Consider the following 20,182-nt stretch of genomic DNA (forward strand, 5'->3'; position numbering starts at 1 on the left):
GTAAACCCGCCGGGCTTTCTATTACCTGAAAAAAGGAAATCACGATGAGAAATGCAGAAGTTAAAACGATGCAAGTAGCTGGTAGTGATGCGCTTGTCGCTCTGCTGGGTAAAGCACGTCTGGAGGAAAAAAAAGACCAGCATTGGTCGTTTTCTCAACGTCTTGCAGCGCTGGCACTCCATGCGCAGCAAAAAGAGTTTTCAGCCGCAGAGGTTATCGAGTTGATGCGCAAAGAGGCTGAGCGGTTTGAGCACTCGTCACAGGAGATCATCGTATGAACAACGTCATGATTGATATTGAAGCGCTGGGGAAAAAAGCCAACGCGCCGGTGGGTTCAATCGGCGCGGTGTTCTTTCATCCTGTAACAGGTGAATTGGGTGAGCGTTTTTATTGCCGCGTCGATTTTGAAAACGACATGCTCAATGGTGCTGTGCCAGATGGCAACACCATTAAATGGTGGTTGCGCCAGTCATCAGACGCCCGTGCCGAATTAATTAGCGATGATGCTACCCCGATTTGGGGCGCACTCAGCGAATTTAGCGACTGGCTGACAGATAACGCTGAAAGCCTAGAAACATTGCAAGTGTGGGCGAATGCTCCGTCGTTTGATTGCACCATCCTGAAAACAGCATTTGAGCGAACGGATATTGATGTTCCGTGGAATTACTGGAATGAGCGTGACGTCAGAACGATGAAAGAAGTCGGGTTCGCCATCATGGATATGGGGCGCTTTCTCAGCACAGCAGAAACCATCGGAGTTAAGCATAACGCGCTGGATGATGCGATCAGCCAGGTCGCGTTGGTTTCTGCGGTTATGTCTCGTTTAGTTCAGAATAATGGCGGTGAATTATGATCCGCCCGTTCATCAAATGGGCGGGGGGTAAAACCCGCGTCCTGCCCGATTTACTGCCGATCATGCCAAAGGGCGATTGTCTTATCGAACCATTTGTCGGTGGCGCGTCGGTATTCCTGAATACGGACTATCGCCGTTATGTTTTGGCCGATATTAATGCGGATCTGATTAATCTGTACACTCAAGCAGCCAGCTACCCTGAAAAACTCATAGAGGATGCGCGCTGGCTATTCAAAATGTTCAATACAGCGCATGGATATGAAGACACCCGGCGCGACTTTAATTCTCGCTCGATGGATTACACGATCCCGCATGCTGGCCCAAATGCTGTAAAGATAAATCGCGCAGCACAATTCCTTTTCTTAAACCGACATGGTTATAACGGCATGTGCAGATATAACCGATCTGGCGGCTTTAATGTTCCGTTTGGTAGGTATACCGCACCATATTTTCCAGAAGACGAAATTAGGCAGTTTGCGGAAAAAGCCAAAGATACCGGCGCTATTTTTATTTGCGCAGATTTCAAAGAAACACTTCGTGTTTATGCTGAATCAGGCGTCGTAATTTATTGCGACCCTCCGTACTTGCCTGCCTCCGACACAGCTAATTTCACGCAGTATTACACATCAGCATTTACGCCAGACAGTCACAAGGAATTAGCTGATGTGCTGTCACGTATCAATCGGGAAACGGGTGCGTCAGTTGTTATCTCAAACAGCGATACGACAGCCACACGTGAGATTTATCAACATTATAAATTTCATGAAATCGCAGTTCGGCGCTCAGTTAGTGCGAGCGCAATCACGCGCGGTGCCGCAAAAGAAGTGATCGGCGTGCTGAAAACCTGTGACGGCTGTGGGCGTGCGGGCGGCGGTTGCTGCCCTGATTGTGGCCCATGCATGGGCGATGCGACGTATCAGGAAATGGTTGCTTCCGGTGCGTTCGATGGGGAGGCGTTCTGATGTTATTCACCCTAAATTGGCGCTGCCGTGAACCAAACACAATCAATTGTATATCTGTTTCTGGAGGGAAGGACTCACTAGCTCAATGGCTGCTGGCTATAGAGTCTGGAGTTGATCACATCCCAGCCTTTGCTGATACCAGAATAAGGCGCGTCCATGCTGACTTTTCTCGGCAAATAGAAGGCAAAAGGAAATTCATTGCTGAAAAGTGGCCTACGACACTAGTTTCAGACTGTGGTTTTACTGATAAGCAGGCCGCAAAAATTATCGCTACTGCGTTAGATACCCTGCATCCCACTGGTATCCCGTTTCTCGATCTGTGTATGTGGAAAGGCCGCTTCCCATCCACTAAGCGCCGATTTTGCACAACTGAGTTAAAGCACGAACCTATCCGGTTACAGGTTGTTGAACCGATCACTGATGCGGGGTTTGAGGTCGTCTCTTGGCAAGGTGTTCGCGCCGAAGAATCCGCGCCGCGTGCGCTTCTTTCAGAATGGGAATCCGGTTTTGATTTGGGGCCGCGCCTAAGCATCTATCGCCCCATTCTTCACTGGAAACATGCTGATGTCTTTGCATTGGCAAAGCGGCACGCTATCAAGCCAAACCCCCTTTATGAGCAGGGGTGTAGCCGCGTTGGATGTATGCCGTGCATACACGCCAGAAAATCCGAGCTTGCGGAAATCTTCCGTCGCTGGCCGGAAGAAGTAGAGCGAGTGGCGCGCCGGGAGAACCTCGTTGCTGCATGTTCTCGTCGTCAGAATTCCACTTTCTTCCCATCAACAAACGATCCCAAAAAAGCGGAACGGCGCATTGAGTGTATTAGTGTCGAGTCGCACGGTATCCATACGTACAGAGATTGGGCGTTAACAACTAGAGGGGGGCAACAGTTCGATTTATTGGGCGAAGCCGTCGATCCGATGGTTTGCAACAGCGTCTATGCCGGGGTTTGTGAGTAATGTCCGAACAGTGGGCTTATCCGTGGAATGCGCCACGCCCAGCGATCTCCGCGTATCAGGGGATCGCTGACTCTTTTCCCTCTTCTACCGCAAATGCCACCACGCCGCATCCAGCCGTAGACAAGCATCTTAAACGGCTGGTATCGCGTGCCGCTTTCTCCGATCTGGATTTCGATCAGGCCGTCGCGCGGTTGGACTACTTCGAGCTTAATTCAACACTGCTGACGATGCGCCGCCAGTTCGCTGAAGTTGAGCGAAATGAGCATCATGCGGCGTTGCAATACTGGATGGAAACGCCGGAAGGTGTTGAGGGGCGCTTGCTGGAACAGCCGTTTTTTATCCGTGATACATACAGGAAAAAAATAGAATGGCTGCGCGCGAACCGCGAAGTGAGACACGTCAGCGCCTTTTTCATGGGAACCGTGAAAAAAGCCCTGCTGCGTCTTGATGCTGTGCGTGCCAAGCAAGGTGTGCGCGATGGTTTTACTTCAGAGCTTGTCAGCTACTGGCGTGCACGCTGGCAGCATCTGGCAGAATTTACGAAACATGAAGCGATTAACGCTGGTCACGCTATCGCAGCCAGCATCGCGGAAATGTTTGAAACCGAATGCGGCAGCACATTGCCCGCTGATATGACCAATGACGAGATTCAGGCGCTTTTCTGGCATTTAGGCCGTGAAATGCTGGCGCTACGCATAACGCCGCCGTGCTGGGGCGTGATCATTGGCGATGACGAATCAAAAAAACGTATTTGCTCCGCCATTCTGCGCATCATCAGCCCCGAATGGTGGGGGCGTAAGTTATGGCGTTTGCGCTGCGAATGGCGAGAAAACCAGTTCCGCGCCATCGGCGTGATCCACAAGAAACGCATGCCGTATGTCAGTATCGATGCACTGAACCAGTGGCAAGAGCAACGCCGTAAAAACCGCGAATTCTTTAAGGCCCATGAACTGGTTGATGAAGATGGCAACGTCGCATCGCTGGAAAACATGGTATACGCAAGCATCAGCAATCCTGTTATTCGCCGTCACGAACTCATGACGAGAATGGCAGGCGTTGAAATGGTTGCCATATCGCGCAGTGACGCGGGGGTTTTTCTTACTATTACTTGCCCGTCGCGCTATCACGCCACCATTCAGAGCGGTCATCAAAATCCCAAGTGGGATACCTCATCACCTCGGCAGGGGCAGCGTTATTTATGTAAGACGTGGGCTAAGGCTATGTCGAAACTGAACCGACGCGGCCTGCGTCCGTATGGCTTTCGCGTTGCAGAACCGCATCACGACGCCACGCCGCACTGGCACGTATTGCTATTCATGCCGCCCGAAGACCGGAAAGAAATCACTGAAATTCTGCGTGAATACTTCATCGCTGTAGACCGCGCTGAGCTGGGACGCAATACCGGCGCGCGCTTTAAAGCGAAGCGTCTTGATCCTAGGAAGGGTAGCGCCACCGCCTACGTTGCGAAATATATCAGTAAAAACATCGACGGCTACGCACTTGACGGTGAGCGTGATAACGAAACCGGAAAGCCTCTGCGCGAAACCGCAAAGTTTGCGATGGCCTGGGCATCTCAACATAACATCCGGCAGTTTCAGCCGTTCGGCTTGCCGCCTGTAACTGTTTGGCGTGAGCTTCGCAAGTTGGCAAACCAACTTACCGCAGTGCAGAAAGAAGCCGGAACATTCAAGCGTGGCGCTTCTCAGTTAGCCGATCCGGCAATGGATGCCGTGCTAGCCTCTGCCGATGCTGGCTGCTTCGCGACTTACATCGAAAAGCAAGGCGGTGTGCTGATCCCGCGCGAGCTATACACCGTGCGCATCGCGTATGAGGAAGCCGACGAGCAAAACGACTACGGCGAGACACCAGAAAAAATCTTTGGTGTTTTCTCCCCGCGTTTGGGTGAGTTGTCGCGCATCTGTACCCGTCTCGTTAAGTGGAAAATCCGCAAGAAACAGGCAGCAGACGCAGGCGCTAATGATAGCGCTGGGCGTGGTTTGGCCGTTACGTCGCCAACCGGCGGCGCTTGGAGTTCTGTCAATAACTCTACGGGCGACGAAAAAGTAAGCATTTCCGAACCCGCCGATAGAGAGATTGGCAGTACGTCAGAACCAGAAAATATCGACTTTGAACACATGACCGATATGGAACGGCGTGGATTGCTTAATCGACTTCGATCTCAGCCGCCGGATCGGCGACATAAAGAACACTCGTCCACAACTCAGCCGCACAAAGAGAGTGAAAAACAGACTGTTAGTAAACGGTCGGACGACTGGCGTGCCAGCGTTGCCGATTTCGCCCGCTCATTGGGTTGGGATATCAGCGACGGTGAGTTGCGGCGGCTGGAAACAGGCAATGCAATCGCGCTCGCTGGCTATGCATACATTGCTAGCGCTGACGGCTGTCTGTATCGAGCCCAGACGAAAAAGCAAAAAGACGCGGAATATCAGGATAGAGCGGCGTCGCTGTTACATCGGATCGCGACGCTGCGTGATGTTTCATAGTCATAACCGGCTGTGCTGGCCAGAACATAGATCACAGTCAGAAATGATGCGGCTGCAGCACAGATGAAAATAGCTATGTGGTACCACAAGGGGGAATCATGGCAATACCTAAAGGTAAAGAAATACCGAAATACACCATTAAGGAACTGAAGCTAATGGGTGTTTCATCACGATTGCAAACTATCATGGTCAATGAAAATTTAACGCCAGGTGAGCTTGTAGGTTGTGCTGAGTCAGTTAGGAATGGCTATCAGGCCTTGAAGCGTGAAGGGATGACCGCTGTTAACGGTGAATTACAGTGCTCATTCTGCAATATACCAAGGGCTGAAGCCAAAAAAATCATTGTTGGGACGAGGAGTGTGTGTATCTGCGATCAGTGCGTTGAGATTTGCGTTGGAATATTAAAGCCAGGTGCGGAGGCAAAATAATGAGCTATCTGGGAAGCAAGGCCGCGTCAGGAGCGTATCAGAAAATTATCGCCAACATGCCACCGCATGATACGTACATAGAAACGCACCTGGGCGGCGGCGCAATCATGCTAAGAAAGCCTGTTGCTATGAAAAATATCGGGATAGATATTGATGAGAATGCGCTCAATAAATTTGTTTATGCGCATGCATTAAGCCAGAGAAACAGTAATGTGAGCCTGGTTTGTGGCGATGCGTTGGAATACCTGCGTACGTTCGACTTTACCCGCGCGGGTCGGGTACTGATTTACGTCGATCCGCCCTATCTGCCCGAAACGCGCACCAGTCGGAATCGTTACCGTTACGAATACACCGCCGATGACCACCAGGAACTGATCGCTACACTGCGACGTGTCCCAGCCAGCGTGATGATTTCCGGCTATCCGTCATCGCTTTACGACGAGCTATTGCATGGCTGGCGCGCTATCGAATTTCAGGTCATGACACGCGGTGGAGTCAGAACGGAAAAGCTATGGATGAATTTCCCGGAGGGCATGGCATATAGTGCGAAGTTTGCTGGTAAAGACTATATCGATCGGCAGCGCATCAAGCGTAAGGCGGAAAGGTGGGCGGCTAAGTATCGAGCGATGACGCCAGCGGAACGGCTGGCGGTGATGGTAGAGCTTAATAGAGTTGACGGTGATTGATTGTGTTTCTTGCCATCAAGAGTGCTGGCTATTCCAAAAGAAGTAGCCAGCACTCTTATTTATTAGACAGTTGAATTTTTTGATAGCCAATTTTTGAATGTTTGTAATTCCCATTTTGGACTTTGGCCGATTTTTATATCAGGAGCCGGGAAGACTATGGAATTATCGCTACTTGACTCGTTTATATCGAGCATGCGGTTCGGAAGCCCTATCCCTCCTGTTACTGCCGAGGGCGTTAGGCCTGCACTATTTTGCATAATGCCTTCGGCAAGTTCTTTTAAGCGGCGGCTTTTATTGCTTTGCTTGCTGCCATTGCGTATCCAACGCTCTAGTGTTGAGCGAGAAATCCCTAATCGTTTACAAATTTCGTCTATACCAAGCAGTGTCGCCTCACCATCGGCTATTCGGTCAACTAAGTTTTTCATGAAGGTCATACCTCTCAAAAGAATCAGGTTATAACGCTGCAAGTTGAAGCAACTTGCTAGAGGTATAATAGCGCAACTTGAAGCAAGATAAAGCATTTAATTTATTTTTAATCTTCCATTGTAAGATCCTGCACAAATTTGCACAATTATTTCACACCATTGAACCCTATCCCGCGCCAGAACTGGCGCGCTTTTCCCTACCCTGAGATATTGCACAAAAAGAGGCGTGTTTAGTGCGCGGGCGAGGCGGGGGAGCAAGCGCGCGCTTTGGGGTATGGGTAGGGGGTCTAATGCTTCCTGAATCGGCCTGTGATTGGTGCGAACTGAATGGGTGCATTGTGCGTTCTGATATGTATGAACACGTTAGAATGCCGCTGGCGGCGTCTGGTTGGGGGTGTTTGGTATGCGCGGGTGATGATGTGTGTCACACCGCCGCATGACGGTGTGATGTCGTGGGTTACTTCACTGGTTCAAGCAGGGCGTACGGATTGAAGCGGATCACTTCTTCACCGAGCCAGTCATTGATGTGCTTCATTGATTCCATGACGGGAGTTAGTTCGTTGATAGCGAATACGCGGGCTGCTTTCTCAACGTCTCCAAACGAGCCATTGCCTTCCGGCATTGCGCCCATTAATTGCGGCGGAACGCGGTGAGCGGCGAGAATATCATCACGCGTTGATGACTTGACGCCAATGAATTCATCTTTTGCTGATATCTGGCTAAACGGCAGTATCTGCACTGAGTCCTTACCACCTTGTGGTGCATGCAGCAGGATGTTTTTAAATGCCCCTCCCCGCCGCGTATCCGTCAATGTTTTCTTCAGTTTGTCTAAGCTTTCCTGATCAGCAATCGCGCTGTTCACGTAAACGATGCAGCCTGCATGAGAGCCGTTGTCGTAATACAGTTTGCGGAACTTGTCAGCAGAGTGTGACAGGTTGGCAGACAGTAGCCCGGCAAAGTATTCAGGCATACCGTAGATTTCTTGATGAATATCAGGGTTGATGACGTGGCAGACAGAGCCGGTTTCAAACTGGTGATCATCCGGTCCAGACTGAATAAACCAGTATGTATCGAGGTCGGAACCGCGCCGGGTGTATTTAGCCAGTGAGTTACGAAACCCCAGCGGCCCGTTAATCCAGTTTTTGCGCATCTCAAGGTATGCATTGCCAAACACAAACCAGTCAAGCGCGAACGCAGAGAATGCCTGACGTGATAGTAATTTGTGCGGAATGAAGCAGCCAGCCAACACGTTACGCTTGAAGAACAATGCAGACTGGTGCCAGCTTGCGTAGCCGAACTGGCGAGCCAGGCCGTACCAACTGATTGGCGTATCGTAATACCGGCCATTGTTAGCACAGTACATGTTATCTAACAGATCATGCGCGCCACTCACAGGCCAGGGGCCGTCGAATGTAAACGTACTCAGGCCAGGGAGTTTTTGTAATTCTGCGGCCAGATCTGTTCCACCTTGCCGTTGTGTGCGATATGGCTTGCGTTTGCTCAATTTAATACTCCGTAACCGTCATTTTGCCACCGACTTCTTGCCCCAGCGGCTCGTTAATAATTGAGAGCATTGTTGCCCAGGCTAGATCGCCGTGACTTACGCCGCGTGAACGATCGGTGTCATAGGTGATAACGCCGCCCGGTGTAACAACTTTGCGTACGGCATTAAACGCGGTGATCAGGTCGCGTTCCCCTCTGTCGTATTCCCAGCGTCCACTGCGGATAATCTGTAGCATCTTCAGTACCAGCATGCGCTTACTTGATGCAGAGAATTGGTAACATACCGCTGCCGGAAAGGCTTTCTTCACTAACTGCCAGACGGCTTCGCCGATGCCTTGCCCATCAATGCCGATATGCTGGACGTTATAGCGTGACAGCATGCTGATAATCAGCGCGGCCTGGGCTTCAAACTCCATGCCGCGCACGCGTTGCGTTTCGATAGTGCGAAACTTTCCGCCGGGAATGAGCGGAGCTGCGTTAACTGAAATGGCGCCGCTGTCTCCCTTGCCGCTGGCGCCGTTAGGGTCGTAGCCAATCCATACCGGGCGATCAGCCATTGGGCGCATGGCGTAGGGTTTCCAGTCGGGCCAGTCGTCGTAACCATCCGCGCCGCACGTCAGCAGTGCGTTGTAGTCGAATGCCGCTTCACCATTACGGATAAACTGGCAGTTATAGAGCTGTTCATATTCTTCCGGGCTGTTTTCCAGTTGAACTTCGTCAATGTCGGTGAGATCCCAGCCGTGATCGATGGCGTCTTTCAGGGTGACGATCTGGCGCCAGATATTGTCTGGACACATCACGCCGCTATTCAATGTCTTCCACGATGTGTCAAACTCAATGCGGGCGCCATTCTTGCGGCCTTTGTTGAATGCTTCCCCTGTCCAGAACGGGTAAGCCTCATGGCTTTCTGCTGACGGCGTGGAAAAATAGGTACGCGTAAGCCCTTTGAGGGTCGCCATTGCTCCCGCAACTTTCTTCAAGTTTGCGAACTGGCCGACCCAGAAAAATTCATCAAAATAAAGATTTCCGGTGTACGACTGGGCTGTCGCCGCTGACGTTCCCAGAAAATGCAGTTCAGCGCCGTTGAACAGTTGGATCATGTCGCCGCCCTTCAGTTCAACATCAACCTCTGCGGCTGCGGAGCGAATGAAGCTGCGGAACTGATAAGCCTGGCGGCGACTGGCTGATAAAAATATCTGGTTCAGTTGATGCTTGTACTTCACATCGTCACTCAGCGCACGTAACAGCGCTTCACGCGCAAAATACCACGTCGCACCAACCTGACGAGATTTCAGCAGCATCCTGTTGCGGTGATGATGATTGTCATACCAGCCGAGTTGATGCCAGTGCAGTGAGTCGAGAATGTTCGTACGCAATGCTGCAATCTGTGATTCTGAAAAATAGTTCTGTTTCTTGCGGATCTTTTTCTTGGGCTGCGTCGCGGGCGTTCCGTTATCAAGCTTCTTTAACTGGCGTGTCAGCAGGTCAATTTCTTTAAAGTCGCCGCCTGTCTTTTTGTCTTTTGCAGTCAGTTGAACCAGTCGTGCATCGATCGACGTTGTGACGCGCTGTATTGTGGGTGTTTCGTCCCATTCGTCGCGTTTTTTCCATGCGTAAACCGTATTTTGATTGATGCCCATCAGGCGAGAGATTTCAGCTGGCGGGTATCCCTGCCAGTAAAGCTGTCGCGCGCGCTGCCTGATGAATGCTTCCTGAACTGTCATTGCCATCCCCTTGTTTCATGTCGGGGAGATTAACCCGCGCGCGCGGGTAGTTTCTTGTGCCTGTGGTTGTCAGCTTTCTCCTACAACAACAACGCGTTGAGGGTGTGGCCTCGCGCCTGTCATCATCGTTTGGAACTCAACAAAACGAGCAAACGAATATGGCAGCTAAAGCTACTACACGTAAGAAATTCCGTGTTGCCGTCTCCGGTGCCACCGTTGACGGGCGAGAAATCAAGCCTGAACACCTGCGCGATGCAGCGGCAAATTACAGCCCGGAAGTCTATGGCGCACGTGTCAACGTCGAGCACTACCTTTCCCCTTACCCTGATAGCGATTTCGGCGCTATGGGGGATGTTACTGCGCTGAGCGCAGAAGATATTACTGACGGCCCGCTGTCTGGGCGCACCGCGCTATATGCAGAGATCGAACCGTCTGCCCGGATGAAACAGTTGACCGATGCCGGGAAGAAGGTTTTTTCCAGCATTGAGTTGCACCCGCAATTTGCCCTAAACGGAAAAGCCTACGTGATGGGGCTGGCAATGACTGATACGCCCGCCAGTCTGGGTACTGAACGTCTGAAATTTACAGCGCAGCAGCGCGCGCAGGTTATGGCGTTCAATAACCAGCAGGCTGAAGCCCCGATGTTCTCTGATGCGATTGAAGCTGACGTTATCGAACTCACGGCGCAGCGTGGTGAAGAAGGAAAGCAGTGGTTTAACCGCGTCATGGGAATTCTGGGCAAAGGTAAGAAATCCGATGATGAGCGATTCAGCCAGGTTCATCAGGCCGTGGAAGTCGTGGCGCAGTCTCAGGCCGATCTGAGCGATCAGTTCAGTGCTATAGAGCAGGCGCGGGCAAGTGATAAACAGGCTATTGAAAAGCTGACCAGCGATCTTGAGGCGCTACGCCAGAAATTGTCCGTGACTGATAGCAGTTTCAGTCATCGCCCACCGGCCGGCGGGGGCAGTAACTCGCAGTTGGCTGACTACTGATATTCATAACGAGAGCAAAAGAATATGGAAAACATTACCCGCCAACTGTTTGATCAGTATATTGCCCGGCAGGCCCAATTAAACGGTGTTTCGTCAGCCGCTATCGCGGCAAAATTTGCCGTTGATCCAACGGTACAGCAGCGACTTGAAGCCGCTGCGCAGCAAAGCGATACATTCCTGAGCAAAATTAACGTATTCGGTGTTACCCAGCAGATCGGGCAAAAAGTCCTGATTGGCAGTAAGGGGCCGATGGCCGGGGTGAACAACGGCACTACTGTGCGCCGTAATCCGGGCATGAATCACACGATGGAGCCATTCAATTATACGTGTCGCAAGGTTAACTATGACTACGGTATCAGCTACGAACAGTTAGATGCCTGGGCACATCAGCCAAACTTTCAGCCGTTAATCAGTTCCGCAATGGCGCGCCAAATGTCGCTGGATCGCATCATGATCGGCTTTAACGGCACAAGCTACGCTGACCCGTCTGACCGTGCCGCTAATCCGCTATTGCAGGATTGCGGTATTGGTTGGCTGCAAAAAATCCGCACAGAAGCGGCTCATCGCCGTATTTCTGATGTCACGATCACTGCGCGTGATGAAGACAATAAAGTCATTGCAAAGGGCACCTACGGCAACCTGTCGGTTGCGGTTTATGACGCGAAAAACAGTCTGATGGACGAGTGGCATAAACGTAATCCTGACAACGTCGTGATACTGGCTGGCGATCTGCTGACAACCAGTAACTTCCCCGCAATTAACGCGATGAGTCAGACCAATCCAAATACTGAAGCGCTGGCCGGTCAGCTTATTGTTGCTCAGGAACGTGTAGGCAACATGCCGACCTTTATCGCGCCGTACTTCCCTGTAAATGGTGTGCTGATTACGCCGTTTAAAAACCTGTCGGTGTATTACCAGCGCGGCGGCTTGCGCAGGACGATTAAAGAAGAGTCGGAATATAACCGCGTTGCTACCTATCAATCGTCTAACGATGATTTCGTTATCGAAGATTACGGCAACGTGGCGTTTATTGACGGCATTACTTTTGCGCAGGCAGAGAACGGCGGCGAGTAATACCGCACGCACTAGGCGGGCTTAAGCCCGCCGTTACTCGGGGACGGGATAATGCTGACACCGGCACAAAAACATTTCCAAAGAGTCATGGCGGAGCGCCACGGTAAAACAGACGAACACTCTGATACCGCGCGCACGGCTCATGAACAAATTCTTCACCGGCTGCGCATGGATCAGAGTGCATTACGCAAAGTGCAATCTGACCAGGGGAAAGCCGTGATGAAAAAACGGCTGCTTCCTCAGTATGAGGGCTGGATTGATGGGACGCTTGAGGGGGATAGCGGCAGGCAAGATGAAGTGATTGTAACGCTGATGGTATGGGCGATTGATGCTGCTGAATACCCGTTAGCGGTACGCATTGGCCGCTATGTCGTCGCTCACGGCCTCTCGATGCCTGACCGATTTAACCGCACCTCTGCCACAGTTCTTGTTGAAGAGATTTGTGATCCGATTCTGGTACAGATAAAGGCGGATAACACCGCGGATGTCTCCGCATTCCAGCCGCTACTGGCAGAGTTGGCGCAGATTGTCGATAGCTCGGATATGCCAGATCAGGTTACTGCGAAGCTACGCAAGGCCCGCGCGTTTGCACTGCGAAACGGTACTGAAACTGACCAGGTAGCGGCACTGGAATTGTTGCGGCAGGCGTTGAAGCTGGATGCGGGTGCGGGAGTGAAGAAAGAGATCGAACGTCTGGCGAGACTGGTTAAAAAGGCCAACCTCGCCGCCGATGCAGGCAGCGGTAACGATGCTGGTAATGCTGCGGAGGATGGCACCGGGGGTGGGGCTGAAAATGCGGCGACTACCGAAAGTGATGAAGCATCGTCAAATTCGGCTGTGGCGGCCACGGCAGCAAATAAGACCGCAGTCCGTAAAACAACGCGCAGAACGGCGGCGACAACAAAGAAAACAACGGCCCGAAAAACAGTAGCAAAAAAGACTGCGAGCGAAAAAACCGAATAACCGACTTGCGCCCCGAGCGCTGGCGGCGCGAGTGGAGATCTGCAACGTATAGCGTGTGTTTTTCTCCACTCGCTCACCGCCAACCTTTTAGGAGCTTTGATCATGAGCTTTGTTGCTGGGCGATCTGTCACCGCCGCCACTGACGATGTGCCAGATATCGATGATAACGGAGAAAAAGTTAGCGCCGCCGCGTTCTGGCCGGAGATCTCGTTAAGCGATGTTCGCATGGAAATGCGCATTAACGGCGCGGTGACGACAACCAGGCTAAAGCACGTTGTGATCGAAGCGGTAGCGCACATCACCGATCAGTTATCGGAATGGCAAGCCAGCAGGGTTAGCGATGGTTATACATCGTTAGATCTCGTCCCTGCTTCATTGATAAACGGCAGCAGCGTGAAGGTGTATCGATATCGCCGCGCGGTATTCAGTATCGCCCGTGCGCTGCTGATTGAGAACTACCGCGACGTTGATACAACTGGCGACGCGGGCGAGAAACACGCCAGCGCATTGACATTGCAGGCAGCGGATCTGTGGCGTGATGCGCGCTGGGCTATGTCGGACATTCGCGGTGCTGAGCGCAACTTTGCGGAGGCGTTTTAGTGAAAGTGAAAGCGCTACAGGGAGATACCGTCGATCAACTGTGTTACCGGCATTACGGGCGTACAGACGGTGTAACTGAGGCTGTCATTGCCGCTAATCCAGGTCTGAGCAATACATTATTTTTGGCTGCTGGGCAGTCAGTAGAAATGCCGGATGCAGTGGAGGCCAACGAGCCGCAAACGATCCAGCTTTGGAGCTAATTGTGAATGAAGCGGAGAAGAGCGTTGTCACGCTGTTTGTTATCGGTGTGCTGATCGCAGTGGGAAAAGTGTTGGCAGGTAGTGAGCCGATCACGCTGCGGTTGTTTATCGGACGTATGTTGTTGGGTGGTTTTGTGTCAATGGTCGCAGGTGTCGTGTTGGTTCAATTTCCGAACCTGCCTCTCACCGCTATATGTGGCATTGGTTCGATGCTGGGGATCGCAGGTTATCAGACTATTGAATTACTGATTCAGCGGCGCTCGCGGCGCTGGAGTGATGGTAGTAGTTCTGGTGATAGCCGAGCGGAATAAATGAGGCGTTAAGTCATGAGAAAAGATGAAATTTTTAACGCAATCCTTGATCGAGAGGGAGGGTATGTAAACCACCCATCAGACAAAGGCGGTGCGACAAATTTCGGTATTACTGAAAAGGTAGCGCGCGCGCATGGCTACAGCGGTGATATACGCAATTTATCGCGTGCGGAGGCGTTGGCAATTTATGAGGCTGACTACTGGTATGCACCGCGTTATGACCAAGTAGCGACACTATCAGCAGCCATCGCAGCGGAGTTATGTGATACAGGGATCAACATGGGGCCGTCTGTTCCGTCGCGTTGGTTCCAGCGCTGGTTGACTGCGTTAAATGATGGTGGGCGGCTTTATCCTGATTTATTACCTGATGGGAATATCGGCCCGCGAACTATTACCGCGCTTCGCCAATACCTAGTCGCCCGAGGTGCTGATGGAGAACAAGTAATGCTTAAGGCTATGAATTGCAGTCAAGGCGCTCGTTATCTTGAGTTAGCAGAGCAGCGGGCGGCGAATGAAGCCTTTCTTTATGGCTGGGTACGCGAGCGGGTAGCGCTTTGATCGGGCTAATTAAGGATTGGCGGATTGTCGTATTTTTCCTGCTGGTTGCGGGAGCTGGTTTGCAGTCTTGGCGATTAGAGAATTCACAAAAGCTGAATAGCCAGCAGGAAAAAACGCTGAAACAGCAGCGTGACGCACTGGATGAAAAAAGCGACCAGCTTAACGCGCTTACTGAACAGATAAAACGTAGTGACGAAGATCAGGCCAGGCTGCGTGATTTAGCAGTGCAGAACCGGGCAGCATTGTCAGATAGGCAGAAACTGATTGAGAGGTTAAAACGTGAAAACCAAGAGCTTAAGCATTGGGCTGGCACTCTTCTGCCTGCTGATATTGCCAGGCTGCGGCAACGACCAGCCATCATCGGCGGTAGCGCTTATCGTAAATGGCTGTCTGAAGTTGACGCCGTGCCGGTTCCCGGCATCCAGTCCGCAGACTAACGGCGATCTGAATAATCAGCTTGATGAGACAGAAGCGGCGCTGGCTGATTGCGCCGCTCAGGTTGATATCACAATCGAATGCCAGGAGCGCGGTAGCGCACCGGCGGGCGAATTCAAGAAACGCGATGAGGGTTGATAAATGTTAAAAGCGGAATCACTGCGCGCGGCGCTGACAGAGAAAAATCGTTGGTGCAAAGCTAATCCGGAGGGTATCACCGTCTGGGTAGAAAAAGGCTCTATTGAAATAGCGGGTGATGATAGTTCGTTCATGTACCGCTATCCGATCAGTGTCTTGGCCATGGATTACCCCGGAAACATTGACGATCTCATGTTGCCGATCCTTGACTGGCTCCGCATTAATCAGCCTGACCTGCTGTTGAACCCTGATAAAAATAAACTGATTGAATTTGATGCAGATATTGCCAGCGATGACACCGCCGATGTGCTGTTCAAAATACCGGTATGGGAGCGCGTGATCGTCACGCGTGATGAAAGCGGCGCAGTGACGGCTGAACATTTGGCCGAGCCGCGTCCGCGCCTGGGTGGTGGGGAATGGGAAGTGGTTTTTGAAGGTGGTATTGCTCATGGCTGATACCGATACCCTGTTTCATCAGCTCGATGAGGTATTCAACGGCATCATGACGGGAATGTCAGCGCAAGGGCGACGTACATCAGCCAGGGCAATAGCGATCGCCCTACGCCGTAGTCAGTCGCAGCGTATTGCGCGGCAGCAAAATCCAGACGGATCACAGTATGAAGGGCGACGTCACCCAATAAAAAAAACACATCGCCGCCTGCGCGTAGTGTATCGCGGGGGTTTGCGTGAGTTGGTTGATTGGCGTCATACCACGGGACGGAATAACGCAAAAATGGTAACCGGCCGTGACTTGGCAAAAGGTGCTGAGCGATCATTCCGGAGATCTGATATTTCAGCGTGGTTAGATATTGATTTAACTGAGACAAAAAAAAGCGCGACTAAAAAACAGGACATGTTTAGGCGTCTTAGAACGTCGCGATGGTTGCGCGCAAGATCAGATACCTCTGGCGCAACCGTAGGTTTTTTCGGCATAGCTGCATATATAGCAAGAGTTCATCAATTCGGTTTGCGGGACAGGGTTGGTGGTACGGCATCAGTTAATTACCCGCGTCGTGTGCTGCTTGGTTTGAGTGAAAGTGATCGCCGGATTATTGCCGAAAAAATGATTGAGTCGATGAGGTTGCAATGACTGCCGAATTATTGCGATTGCTTGAAAACGTGCTGCGCGTCGGCGTTGTGACCGAGATCGACGTTGATGAATGGCGTGTGCGTGTTAGTTCTGGGAGGCTGGATACGGACTGGCTGCGCTGGAATGCGTTACGCGCGGGGGCGTTCAGTGTGTGGATCCCGCCATCAGTCGGTGAGCAAGTATTACTTGGCTGCATTGGTGGCAATCCCGAAACCGCCGTCATTCTCGGCAGTATCTATAGCAATGAAAATCCGGCACCGGGTAGCAGCATCAACGAGTTGGTGATCAAGGCCCCGGACGGCGCAACGGTGCGCTATGACGCCGCCGCTGGCGCGCTGGAAGCCAGGGGAATGAAAACGGCGCGTATTGTCGCGTCGGTGGGCGTCACGATGGAAACACCAGTCGTTGAGTGTACTGAGCATCTTGTTGCAAAAACATTCTCATTCACTGAGGGCGGGAAAATGGAGGGTGATGTCGTTCATCAAGGCGGCGCGTTTAAATCAAACGGGGTTCAGATTGACGATCACTCGCACGGGGCTGTAGAGAGCGGCGGCAGTTGGACGGATGGCACGAAATGAGCGCGCGCTATATCGGCATGAACCCGGACGGCCTGGGAACACTGGCAGACAGAGATCATTTGTGGCACTCCGCGCGTGACATTTTGACGACACCAGTAGGATCAAGAGTAATGCGCCGTGATTATGGCTCTATCGTGCCGGATTTGATTGATGCACCACAAAACGAGGTTACTCGCATGCAGTTAATGAGCGCGGCTGTCATTGCATTAACGCGCTGGGAGCCTCGTTTAGCGCTGAACACGGTAGATATTATTTATTCAAAGTCGGGGAAGGTTGAAGCCAGCTTAAGTGGTTTGATCACTGAAACGATGGAGCCCAGCAGCGGAACAATAACGATTAAAGGGGGGAACGGTGGCGACAGTTGATTTATCACAATTGCCCCAGCCGCAGATCATTGAAGTGCTGGACTTTGAAGTCATCTTGAGAGACGTGAAAGCGGTCATGATCGCCGTGTTCCCTGTTAACCAGCAGGCATCTGTTGCCGCCGCTCTTGAATTAGAGTCAGAGCCGCTTAACCAGATAGCGCAGGTTATTGCGTATCGCGAGTTGATGTTACGCCAACGGATTAACGAGGGCGCGGCATCTTGCATGTTGAGTCATGCTGTATCAAACGATCTGGATAACCTCGCAGCAAACCTGAATACAGAACGGCTGGTGATAACAGAAGAAACGGAAAGCGAAGATGCGGTAATGGAAAGTGACGCCGCATTTCGCTTGCGTGCTCAATCAGCATTTGAAGGGCTTAGCGTCGCAGGGCCAACTGCGGCCTATGAATATTTTGCTAAGAGCGCGAGCGGGAAAGTTAAGGATGCAAAAGCGATTAGCCCATCACCTGCGGTTGTCGTCGTTTCTGTGATTTCGTCTGAAGGTAACGGAGCTGCATCATCTGAGTTGCTTTTGACCGTTGAAACGGCGTTGTCAGCCGAGGATAAGAGGCCGGTTGCGGATAGGCTGACGGTTCAGAGTGCTGAGATCGTTGATTTTTCGATTAATGCCGTGCTTTACCTTTATCCGGGACCTGAATCTGAACCCATTCATACCGCTGCGCAAAAGGCGTTGCAATCATGGATCGGTGAGCAAGGGATGATTGGGCGGGATGTTGCTCTATCGTCAATCATGGCGGCGCTGCATGTTCAAGGAGTGCAGCGAGTGAGGGTCGTAGAGCCGCCACACGACATAGTGATTAGTGACACGCAGGCAGCGTATTGCACGGGTTTTATTGTTACAACCGGGGGCATTGATGAGTGATCTGCTTCCTCCTTCTGCCAGTGGATTTATGCGCAGCGTTGCCGTATCCACGCAGAAGCTGAGTAATATCCCCATTGATTTAAATTTGTTATGGAACGCTGAACGGTGTCCTACTGAACTGTTACCGTACCTTGCGTGGGCACTCTCTGTTGATAGGTGGGATAAAAACTGGTCGGAAAAAACAAAGCGGCAGGTAATTAGATCCGCGTGGCTGATACATAGGCAAAAAGGAACGATTGCGGCATTGCGTCGTGTGGTCGAACCGTTCGGATACCTGATTCGCATCATCGAATGGTGGCAGAGCGGCGAATCACCCGGCACGTTTCGGTTAGACATTGGCGTACAGGATAGCGGCATCACAGAAGAAACGTTTTACGAGTTGGAGCGGCTGATTGCCGACGCTAAACCCGCGTCGCGTCACCTGCTGGGGCTGAATATCAACCTCGACACACAGGGCGCTGCCTATGTTGCCGCCACGATTTACGACGGTGATGACCTGACCGTTTACCCCTATTTCCCTGAAGCTATCACTGTGTCCGGTCTAGATGTGACCGGGGCAGCGCTTCATTTAATTGACAACGTGAGCGTAACCGCATGAGCGCAACCTATTTTGCCCTGTTAACCAACATCGGCGCCGCCAAACTGGCTAACGCGACCGCACTGGGTAGCCGCCTGAACATTACTCGGATGGCCGTCGGTGACGGCGGCGGCGTATTGCCAACCCCAAACCCGGCACAAACCAAACTGATTAACGAGAAACGTCGGGCCGCGCTCAATACCCTGAGTGTTGACCCGAAAAACCCCAGCCAGATTATTGCTGAGCAGGTCATTCCAGAAAATGAAGGCGGTTGGTGGATTCGTGAGATCGGCCTGTTTGACGATGACGAGAATCTGATCGCTATCGCAAACTGCCCAGAAACGTACAAACCCCAATTGCAGGAAGGCAGCGGCCGCATTCAAACCGTGCGTATGATTTTGATTGTCAGTAGCACCGAGGCAGTCACACTGAAAATCGATCCGGCGGTGGTGCTGGCAACGCGAGCTTACGTGGATGATGCACTGGCGGAGCATGAAAAGAGTCGCAAACATCCTGACGGGACACTGACTGTAAAGGGACTTGTGCAACTGAGCAACGCGACGAACAGCGATAGCGAAACACTCGCAGCAACCCCAAAAGCCGTGAAAGCCGCGAATGATAACGCCAATGACCGTGTGCCATCGGCGCGTAAAGTCAACGGCAAGGCGCTGTCTGCCGATATTACGCTGAACGCCGGGGATGTGGGCGCATTGACTGACGCGCAAGCAGCGCAAAAATATGCGCTACGTTCAATTAAGATTAACGGAAAACCGCTATCTGCTGATGTGAATCTGTTAGCCAGCGATATTAACGCATGGAATAAAACGGAAGCCGATGGGCGATATTTGGGGAAAGCCGCAACTGCCGCCGCTGCAACTAAATTGGCTACACCTCGGAAAATTAGCGGTGTGCTGTTTGATGGTTCCGCTGATATTACGCTGAAAGCTGGGGATGTTGACGCTTACACCAAAATAGAGACAGATAATAAAGTGTCTGTGGCTACTGAATCAGCGGCAGCGGCTAATACCAACGCCAACAGCCGTGTGCCGTCGGCACGTAAAGTCAACGGCAAGGCGCTGTCTGCCGATATTACGCTGAACGCTGGGGATGTGGGCGCATTGACTGACGCGCAAGCGGCGCAAAAATATGCGCTACGTTCAATTAAGATTAACGGAAAACCGTTATCTGCTGATGTCAACTTGTTGGCTGGTGACATTAACGCATGGAATAAAACGGAGGCCGATGGGCGATATTTGGGGAAAGCCGCAACTGCCGCCGCTGCAACTAAACTCGCCACACCACGCAAAATTAATGGTGTGCTATTTGATGGTTCCGCTGATATCAATCTTACTCCGCAAAACCTCGGTTTTGGAGAAG

The 20,182-nt window shown here is 51.8% G+C and carries 26 protein-coding genes; 23 read left to right on the top strand and 3 right to left on the bottom strand.

What is annotated here, in order from left to right:
• Positions 1-44: 44 nt before the first annotated feature.
• From ACKPVM_RS10620 to ACKPVM_RS10650, 7 genes are all read left to right on the top strand, one after another.
• On the top strand, positions 45-278 hold the full coding sequence (locus tag ACKPVM_RS10620) for a DUF2732 family protein (protein ID WP_409309009.1): 234 nt from the start codon (positions 45-47) through the stop codon (positions 276-278).
• Positions 275-853: a 3'-5' exonuclease gene (locus ACKPVM_RS10625; protein ID WP_409309010.1), complete on the top strand. Its 579-nt coding sequence runs from the start codon at positions 275-277 to the stop codon at positions 851-853. Before ACKPVM_RS10620 ends, ACKPVM_RS10625 begins: the two co-directional genes overlap by 4 nt.
• Complete coding sequence (locus ACKPVM_RS10630) at positions 850-1,815, top strand: DNA adenine methylase (protein ID WP_409309011.1); 966 nt, start codon at positions 850-852, stop codon at positions 1,813-1,815. Before ACKPVM_RS10625 ends, ACKPVM_RS10630 begins: the two co-directional genes overlap by 4 nt.
• Complete coding sequence (locus ACKPVM_RS10635) at positions 1,815-2,771, top strand: phosphoadenosine phosphosulfate reductase domain-containing protein (protein WP_409309012.1); 957 nt, start codon at positions 1,815-1,817, stop codon at positions 2,769-2,771. The genes ACKPVM_RS10630 and ACKPVM_RS10635 overlap by 1 nt, the downstream gene beginning before the upstream one ends.
• Positions 2,771-5,275, top strand: coding sequence for a replication endonuclease (locus tag ACKPVM_RS10640; RefSeq protein WP_409309013.1), 2,505 nt, complete (start codon positions 2,771-2,773; stop codon positions 5,273-5,275). Before ACKPVM_RS10635 ends, ACKPVM_RS10640 begins: the two co-directional genes overlap by 1 nt.
• Before the next feature lie 272 nt (positions 5,276-5,547).
• A complete protein-coding gene (locus ACKPVM_RS10645; protein WP_409309041.1) occupies positions 5,548-5,703 on the top strand; it encodes a ClpX C4-type zinc finger protein in 156 nt (51 codons plus the stop codon).
• Positions 5,703-6,389, top strand: coding sequence for a DNA adenine methylase (locus tag ACKPVM_RS10650; protein ID WP_409309014.1), 687 nt, complete (start codon positions 5,703-5,705; stop codon positions 6,387-6,389). The genes ACKPVM_RS10645 and ACKPVM_RS10650 overlap by 1 nt, the downstream gene beginning before the upstream one ends.
• Before the next feature lie 62 nt (positions 6,390-6,451).
• Here the strand turns inward: ACKPVM_RS10650 and ACKPVM_RS10655 are convergent, their stop codons facing one another.
• The 3 genes from ACKPVM_RS10655 to ACKPVM_RS10665 all read right to left on the bottom strand — a co-directional run bounded on the left by ACKPVM_RS10655 (position 6,452) and on the right by ACKPVM_RS10665 (position 10,041).
• Complete coding sequence (locus tag ACKPVM_RS10655) at positions 6,452-6,814, bottom strand: helix-turn-helix transcriptional regulator (protein ID WP_409309015.1); 363 nt, start codon at positions 6,812-6,814, stop codon at positions 6,452-6,454.
• A gap of 457 nt (positions 6,815-7,271) precedes the next feature.
• Positions 7,272-8,318 carry a phage portal protein gene (locus ACKPVM_RS10660; protein ID WP_409309016.1) on the bottom strand — a complete coding sequence of 349 codons (1,047 nt, stop codon included), beginning with the start codon at positions 8,316-8,318 and terminating at the stop codon, positions 7,272-7,274.
• Between the two features lies 1 nt (position 8,319).
• Complete coding sequence (locus tag ACKPVM_RS10665; RefSeq protein ID WP_275071481.1) at positions 8,320-10,041, bottom strand: terminase large subunit domain-containing protein; 1,722 nt, start codon at positions 10,039-10,041, stop codon at positions 8,320-8,322.
• A gap of 158 nt (positions 10,042-10,199) precedes the next feature.
• Here ACKPVM_RS10665 and ACKPVM_RS10670 point away from each other — a divergent pair, with 158 nt between their 5' ends.
• The 16 genes from ACKPVM_RS10670 to ACKPVM_RS10745 all read left to right on the top strand — a co-directional run.
• Entirely contained in the window at positions 10,200-11,033 is an 834-nt protein-coding gene (locus ACKPVM_RS10670; protein ID WP_409309017.1) for a GPO family capsid scaffolding protein, read from the top strand.
• Positions 11,034-11,057: 24 nt separating this feature from the next.
• Positions 11,058-12,107 (top strand): phage major capsid protein, P2 family, encoded by a 1,050-nt coding sequence (locus ACKPVM_RS10675; protein ID WP_409309018.1) that lies wholly within the window; start codon positions 11,058-11,060, stop codon positions 12,105-12,107.
• Between the two features lie 51 nt (positions 12,108-12,158).
• On the top strand, positions 12,159-13,070 hold the full coding sequence (gene gpM, locus ACKPVM_RS10680) for a phage terminase small subunit (protein ID WP_409309019.1): 912 nt from the start codon (positions 12,159-12,161) through the stop codon (positions 13,068-13,070).
• Positions 13,071-13,172: 102 nt separating this feature from the next.
• Entirely contained in the window at positions 13,173-13,670 is a 498-nt protein-coding gene (locus tag ACKPVM_RS10685) for a head completion/stabilization protein (RefSeq protein ID WP_409309020.1), read from the top strand.
• Complete coding sequence (locus tag ACKPVM_RS10690; protein ID WP_400290514.1) at positions 13,670-13,870, top strand: tail protein X; 201 nt, start codon at positions 13,670-13,672, stop codon at positions 13,868-13,870. The genes ACKPVM_RS10685 and ACKPVM_RS10690 overlap by 1 nt, the downstream gene beginning before the upstream one ends.
• Before the next feature lie 2 nt (positions 13,871-13,872).
• The gene (locus ACKPVM_RS10695) at positions 13,873-14,181 is read left to right on the top strand and encodes a phage holin family protein (protein WP_409309021.1); all 309 of its coding nucleotides are present in this window, start codon (positions 13,873-13,875) and stop codon (positions 14,179-14,181) included.
• A gap of 15 nt (positions 14,182-14,196) precedes the next feature.
• Positions 14,197-14,739 carry a glycoside hydrolase family 108 protein gene (locus ACKPVM_RS10700; RefSeq protein WP_409309022.1) on the top strand — a complete coding sequence of 181 codons (543 nt, stop codon included), beginning with the start codon at positions 14,197-14,199 and terminating at the stop codon, positions 14,737-14,739.
• Entirely contained in the window at positions 14,736-15,176 is a 441-nt protein-coding gene (gene lysB / locus ACKPVM_RS10705) for an Rz-like lysis system protein LysB (protein ID WP_409309023.1), read from the top strand. The genes ACKPVM_RS10700 and lysB overlap by 4 nt, the downstream gene beginning before the upstream one ends.
• Complete coding sequence (lysC, locus tag ACKPVM_RS10710) at positions 15,061-15,312, top strand: Rz1-like lysis system protein LysC (RefSeq protein ID WP_409309042.1); 252 nt, start codon at positions 15,061-15,063, stop codon at positions 15,310-15,312. The genes lysB and lysC overlap by 116 nt, the downstream gene beginning before the upstream one ends.
• Before the next feature lie 3 nt (positions 15,313-15,315).
• On the top strand, positions 15,316-15,768 hold the full coding sequence (locus tag ACKPVM_RS10715; RefSeq protein WP_409309024.1) for a phage tail protein: 453 nt from the start codon (positions 15,316-15,318) through the stop codon (positions 15,766-15,768).
• Positions 15,761-16,402, top strand: a complete 642-nt coding sequence (locus ACKPVM_RS10720) for a phage virion morphogenesis protein (protein WP_409309025.1) — start codon at positions 15,761-15,763, stop codon at positions 16,400-16,402. Before ACKPVM_RS10715 ends, ACKPVM_RS10720 begins: the two co-directional genes overlap by 8 nt.
• Positions 16,399-16,980 carry a phage baseplate assembly protein V gene (locus ACKPVM_RS10725; RefSeq protein WP_409309026.1) on the top strand — a complete coding sequence of 194 codons (582 nt, stop codon included), beginning with the start codon at positions 16,399-16,401 and terminating at the stop codon, positions 16,978-16,980. Before ACKPVM_RS10720 ends, ACKPVM_RS10725 begins: the two co-directional genes overlap by 4 nt.
• On the top strand, positions 16,977-17,345 hold the full coding sequence (locus ACKPVM_RS10730; RefSeq protein ID WP_409309027.1) for a GPW/gp25 family protein: 369 nt from the start codon (positions 16,977-16,979) through the stop codon (positions 17,343-17,345). The genes ACKPVM_RS10725 and ACKPVM_RS10730 overlap by 4 nt, the downstream gene beginning before the upstream one ends.
• Complete coding sequence (locus tag ACKPVM_RS10735) at positions 17,332-18,228, top strand: baseplate assembly protein (RefSeq protein ID WP_409309028.1); 897 nt, start codon at positions 17,332-17,334, stop codon at positions 18,226-18,228. The genes ACKPVM_RS10730 and ACKPVM_RS10735 overlap by 14 nt, the downstream gene beginning before the upstream one ends.
• Positions 18,218-18,826, top strand: coding sequence for a phage tail protein I (locus ACKPVM_RS10740; RefSeq protein ID WP_409309029.1), 609 nt, complete (start codon positions 18,218-18,220; stop codon positions 18,824-18,826). Before ACKPVM_RS10735 ends, ACKPVM_RS10740 begins: the two co-directional genes overlap by 11 nt.
• On the top strand, positions 18,823-20,182 hold a 1,360-nt coding region (locus ACKPVM_RS10745), incomplete at its 3' end, for a phage tail protein (protein WP_409309030.1). The genes ACKPVM_RS10740 and ACKPVM_RS10745, both read left to right, overlap by 4 nt.

The sequence above is a fragment of the Pectobacterium hainanensis genome, from assembly GCF_046237015.1.
Lineage (GTDB): Bacteria > Pseudomonadota > Gammaproteobacteria > Enterobacterales > Enterobacteriaceae > JBJYIN01.

Bases quoted from the DNA above. Each gene is read 5' to 3' on its own strand.
- ACKPVM_RS10620 (WP_409309009.1), top strand. From the start codon at position 45: ATGAGAAATGCAGAAGTTAAAACGATGCAAGTAGCTGGTAGTGATGCG.
- ACKPVM_RS10625 (WP_409309010.1), top strand. From the start codon at position 275: ATGAACAACGTCATGATTGATATTGAAGCGCTGGGGAAAAAAGCCAAC.
- ACKPVM_RS10630 (WP_409309011.1), top strand. From the start codon at position 850: ATGATCCGCCCGTTCATCAAATGGGCGGGGGGTAAAACCCGCGTCCTG.
- ACKPVM_RS10635 (WP_409309012.1), top strand. From the start codon at position 1,815: ATGTTATTCACCCTAAATTGGCGCTGCCGTGAACCAAACACAATCAAT.
- ACKPVM_RS10640 (WP_409309013.1), top strand. From the start codon at position 2,771: ATGTCCGAACAGTGGGCTTATCCGTGGAATGCGCCACGCCCAGCGATC.
- ACKPVM_RS10645 (WP_409309041.1), top strand. From the start codon at position 5,548: ATGACCGCTGTTAACGGTGAATTACAGTGCTCATTCTGCAATATACCA.
- ACKPVM_RS10650 (WP_409309014.1), top strand. From the start codon at position 5,703: ATGAGCTATCTGGGAAGCAAGGCCGCGTCAGGAGCGTATCAGAAAATT.
- ACKPVM_RS10655 (WP_409309015.1), bottom strand. From the start codon at position 6,814: ATGAAAAACTTAGTTGACCGAATAGCCGATGGTGAGGCGACACTGCTT.
- ACKPVM_RS10665 (WP_275071481.1), bottom strand. From the start codon at position 10,041: ATGACAGTTCAGGAAGCATTCATCAGGCAGCGCGCGCGACAGCTTTAC.
- ACKPVM_RS10670 (WP_409309017.1), top strand. From the start codon at position 10,200: ATGGCAGCTAAAGCTACTACACGTAAGAAATTCCGTGTTGCCGTCTCC.
- ACKPVM_RS10675 (WP_409309018.1), top strand. From the start codon at position 11,058: ATGGAAAACATTACCCGCCAACTGTTTGATCAGTATATTGCCCGGCAG.
- gpM (WP_409309019.1), top strand. From the start codon at position 12,159: ATGCTGACACCGGCACAAAAACATTTCCAAAGAGTCATGGCGGAGCGC.
- ACKPVM_RS10685 (WP_409309020.1), top strand. From the start codon at position 13,173: ATGAGCTTTGTTGCTGGGCGATCTGTCACCGCCGCCACTGACGATGTG.
- ACKPVM_RS10700 (WP_409309022.1), top strand. From the start codon at position 14,197: ATGAGAAAAGATGAAATTTTTAACGCAATCCTTGATCGAGAGGGAGGG.
- ACKPVM_RS10715 (WP_409309024.1), top strand. From the start codon at position 15,316: ATGTTAAAAGCGGAATCACTGCGCGCGGCGCTGACAGAGAAAAATCGT.
- ACKPVM_RS10720 (WP_409309025.1), top strand. From the start codon at position 15,761: ATGGCTGATACCGATACCCTGTTTCATCAGCTCGATGAGGTATTCAAC.
- ACKPVM_RS10725 (WP_409309026.1), top strand. From the start codon at position 16,399: ATGACTGCCGAATTATTGCGATTGCTTGAAAACGTGCTGCGCGTCGGC.
- ACKPVM_RS10730 (WP_409309027.1), top strand. From the start codon at position 16,977: ATGAGCGCGCGCTATATCGGCATGAACCCGGACGGCCTGGGAACACTG.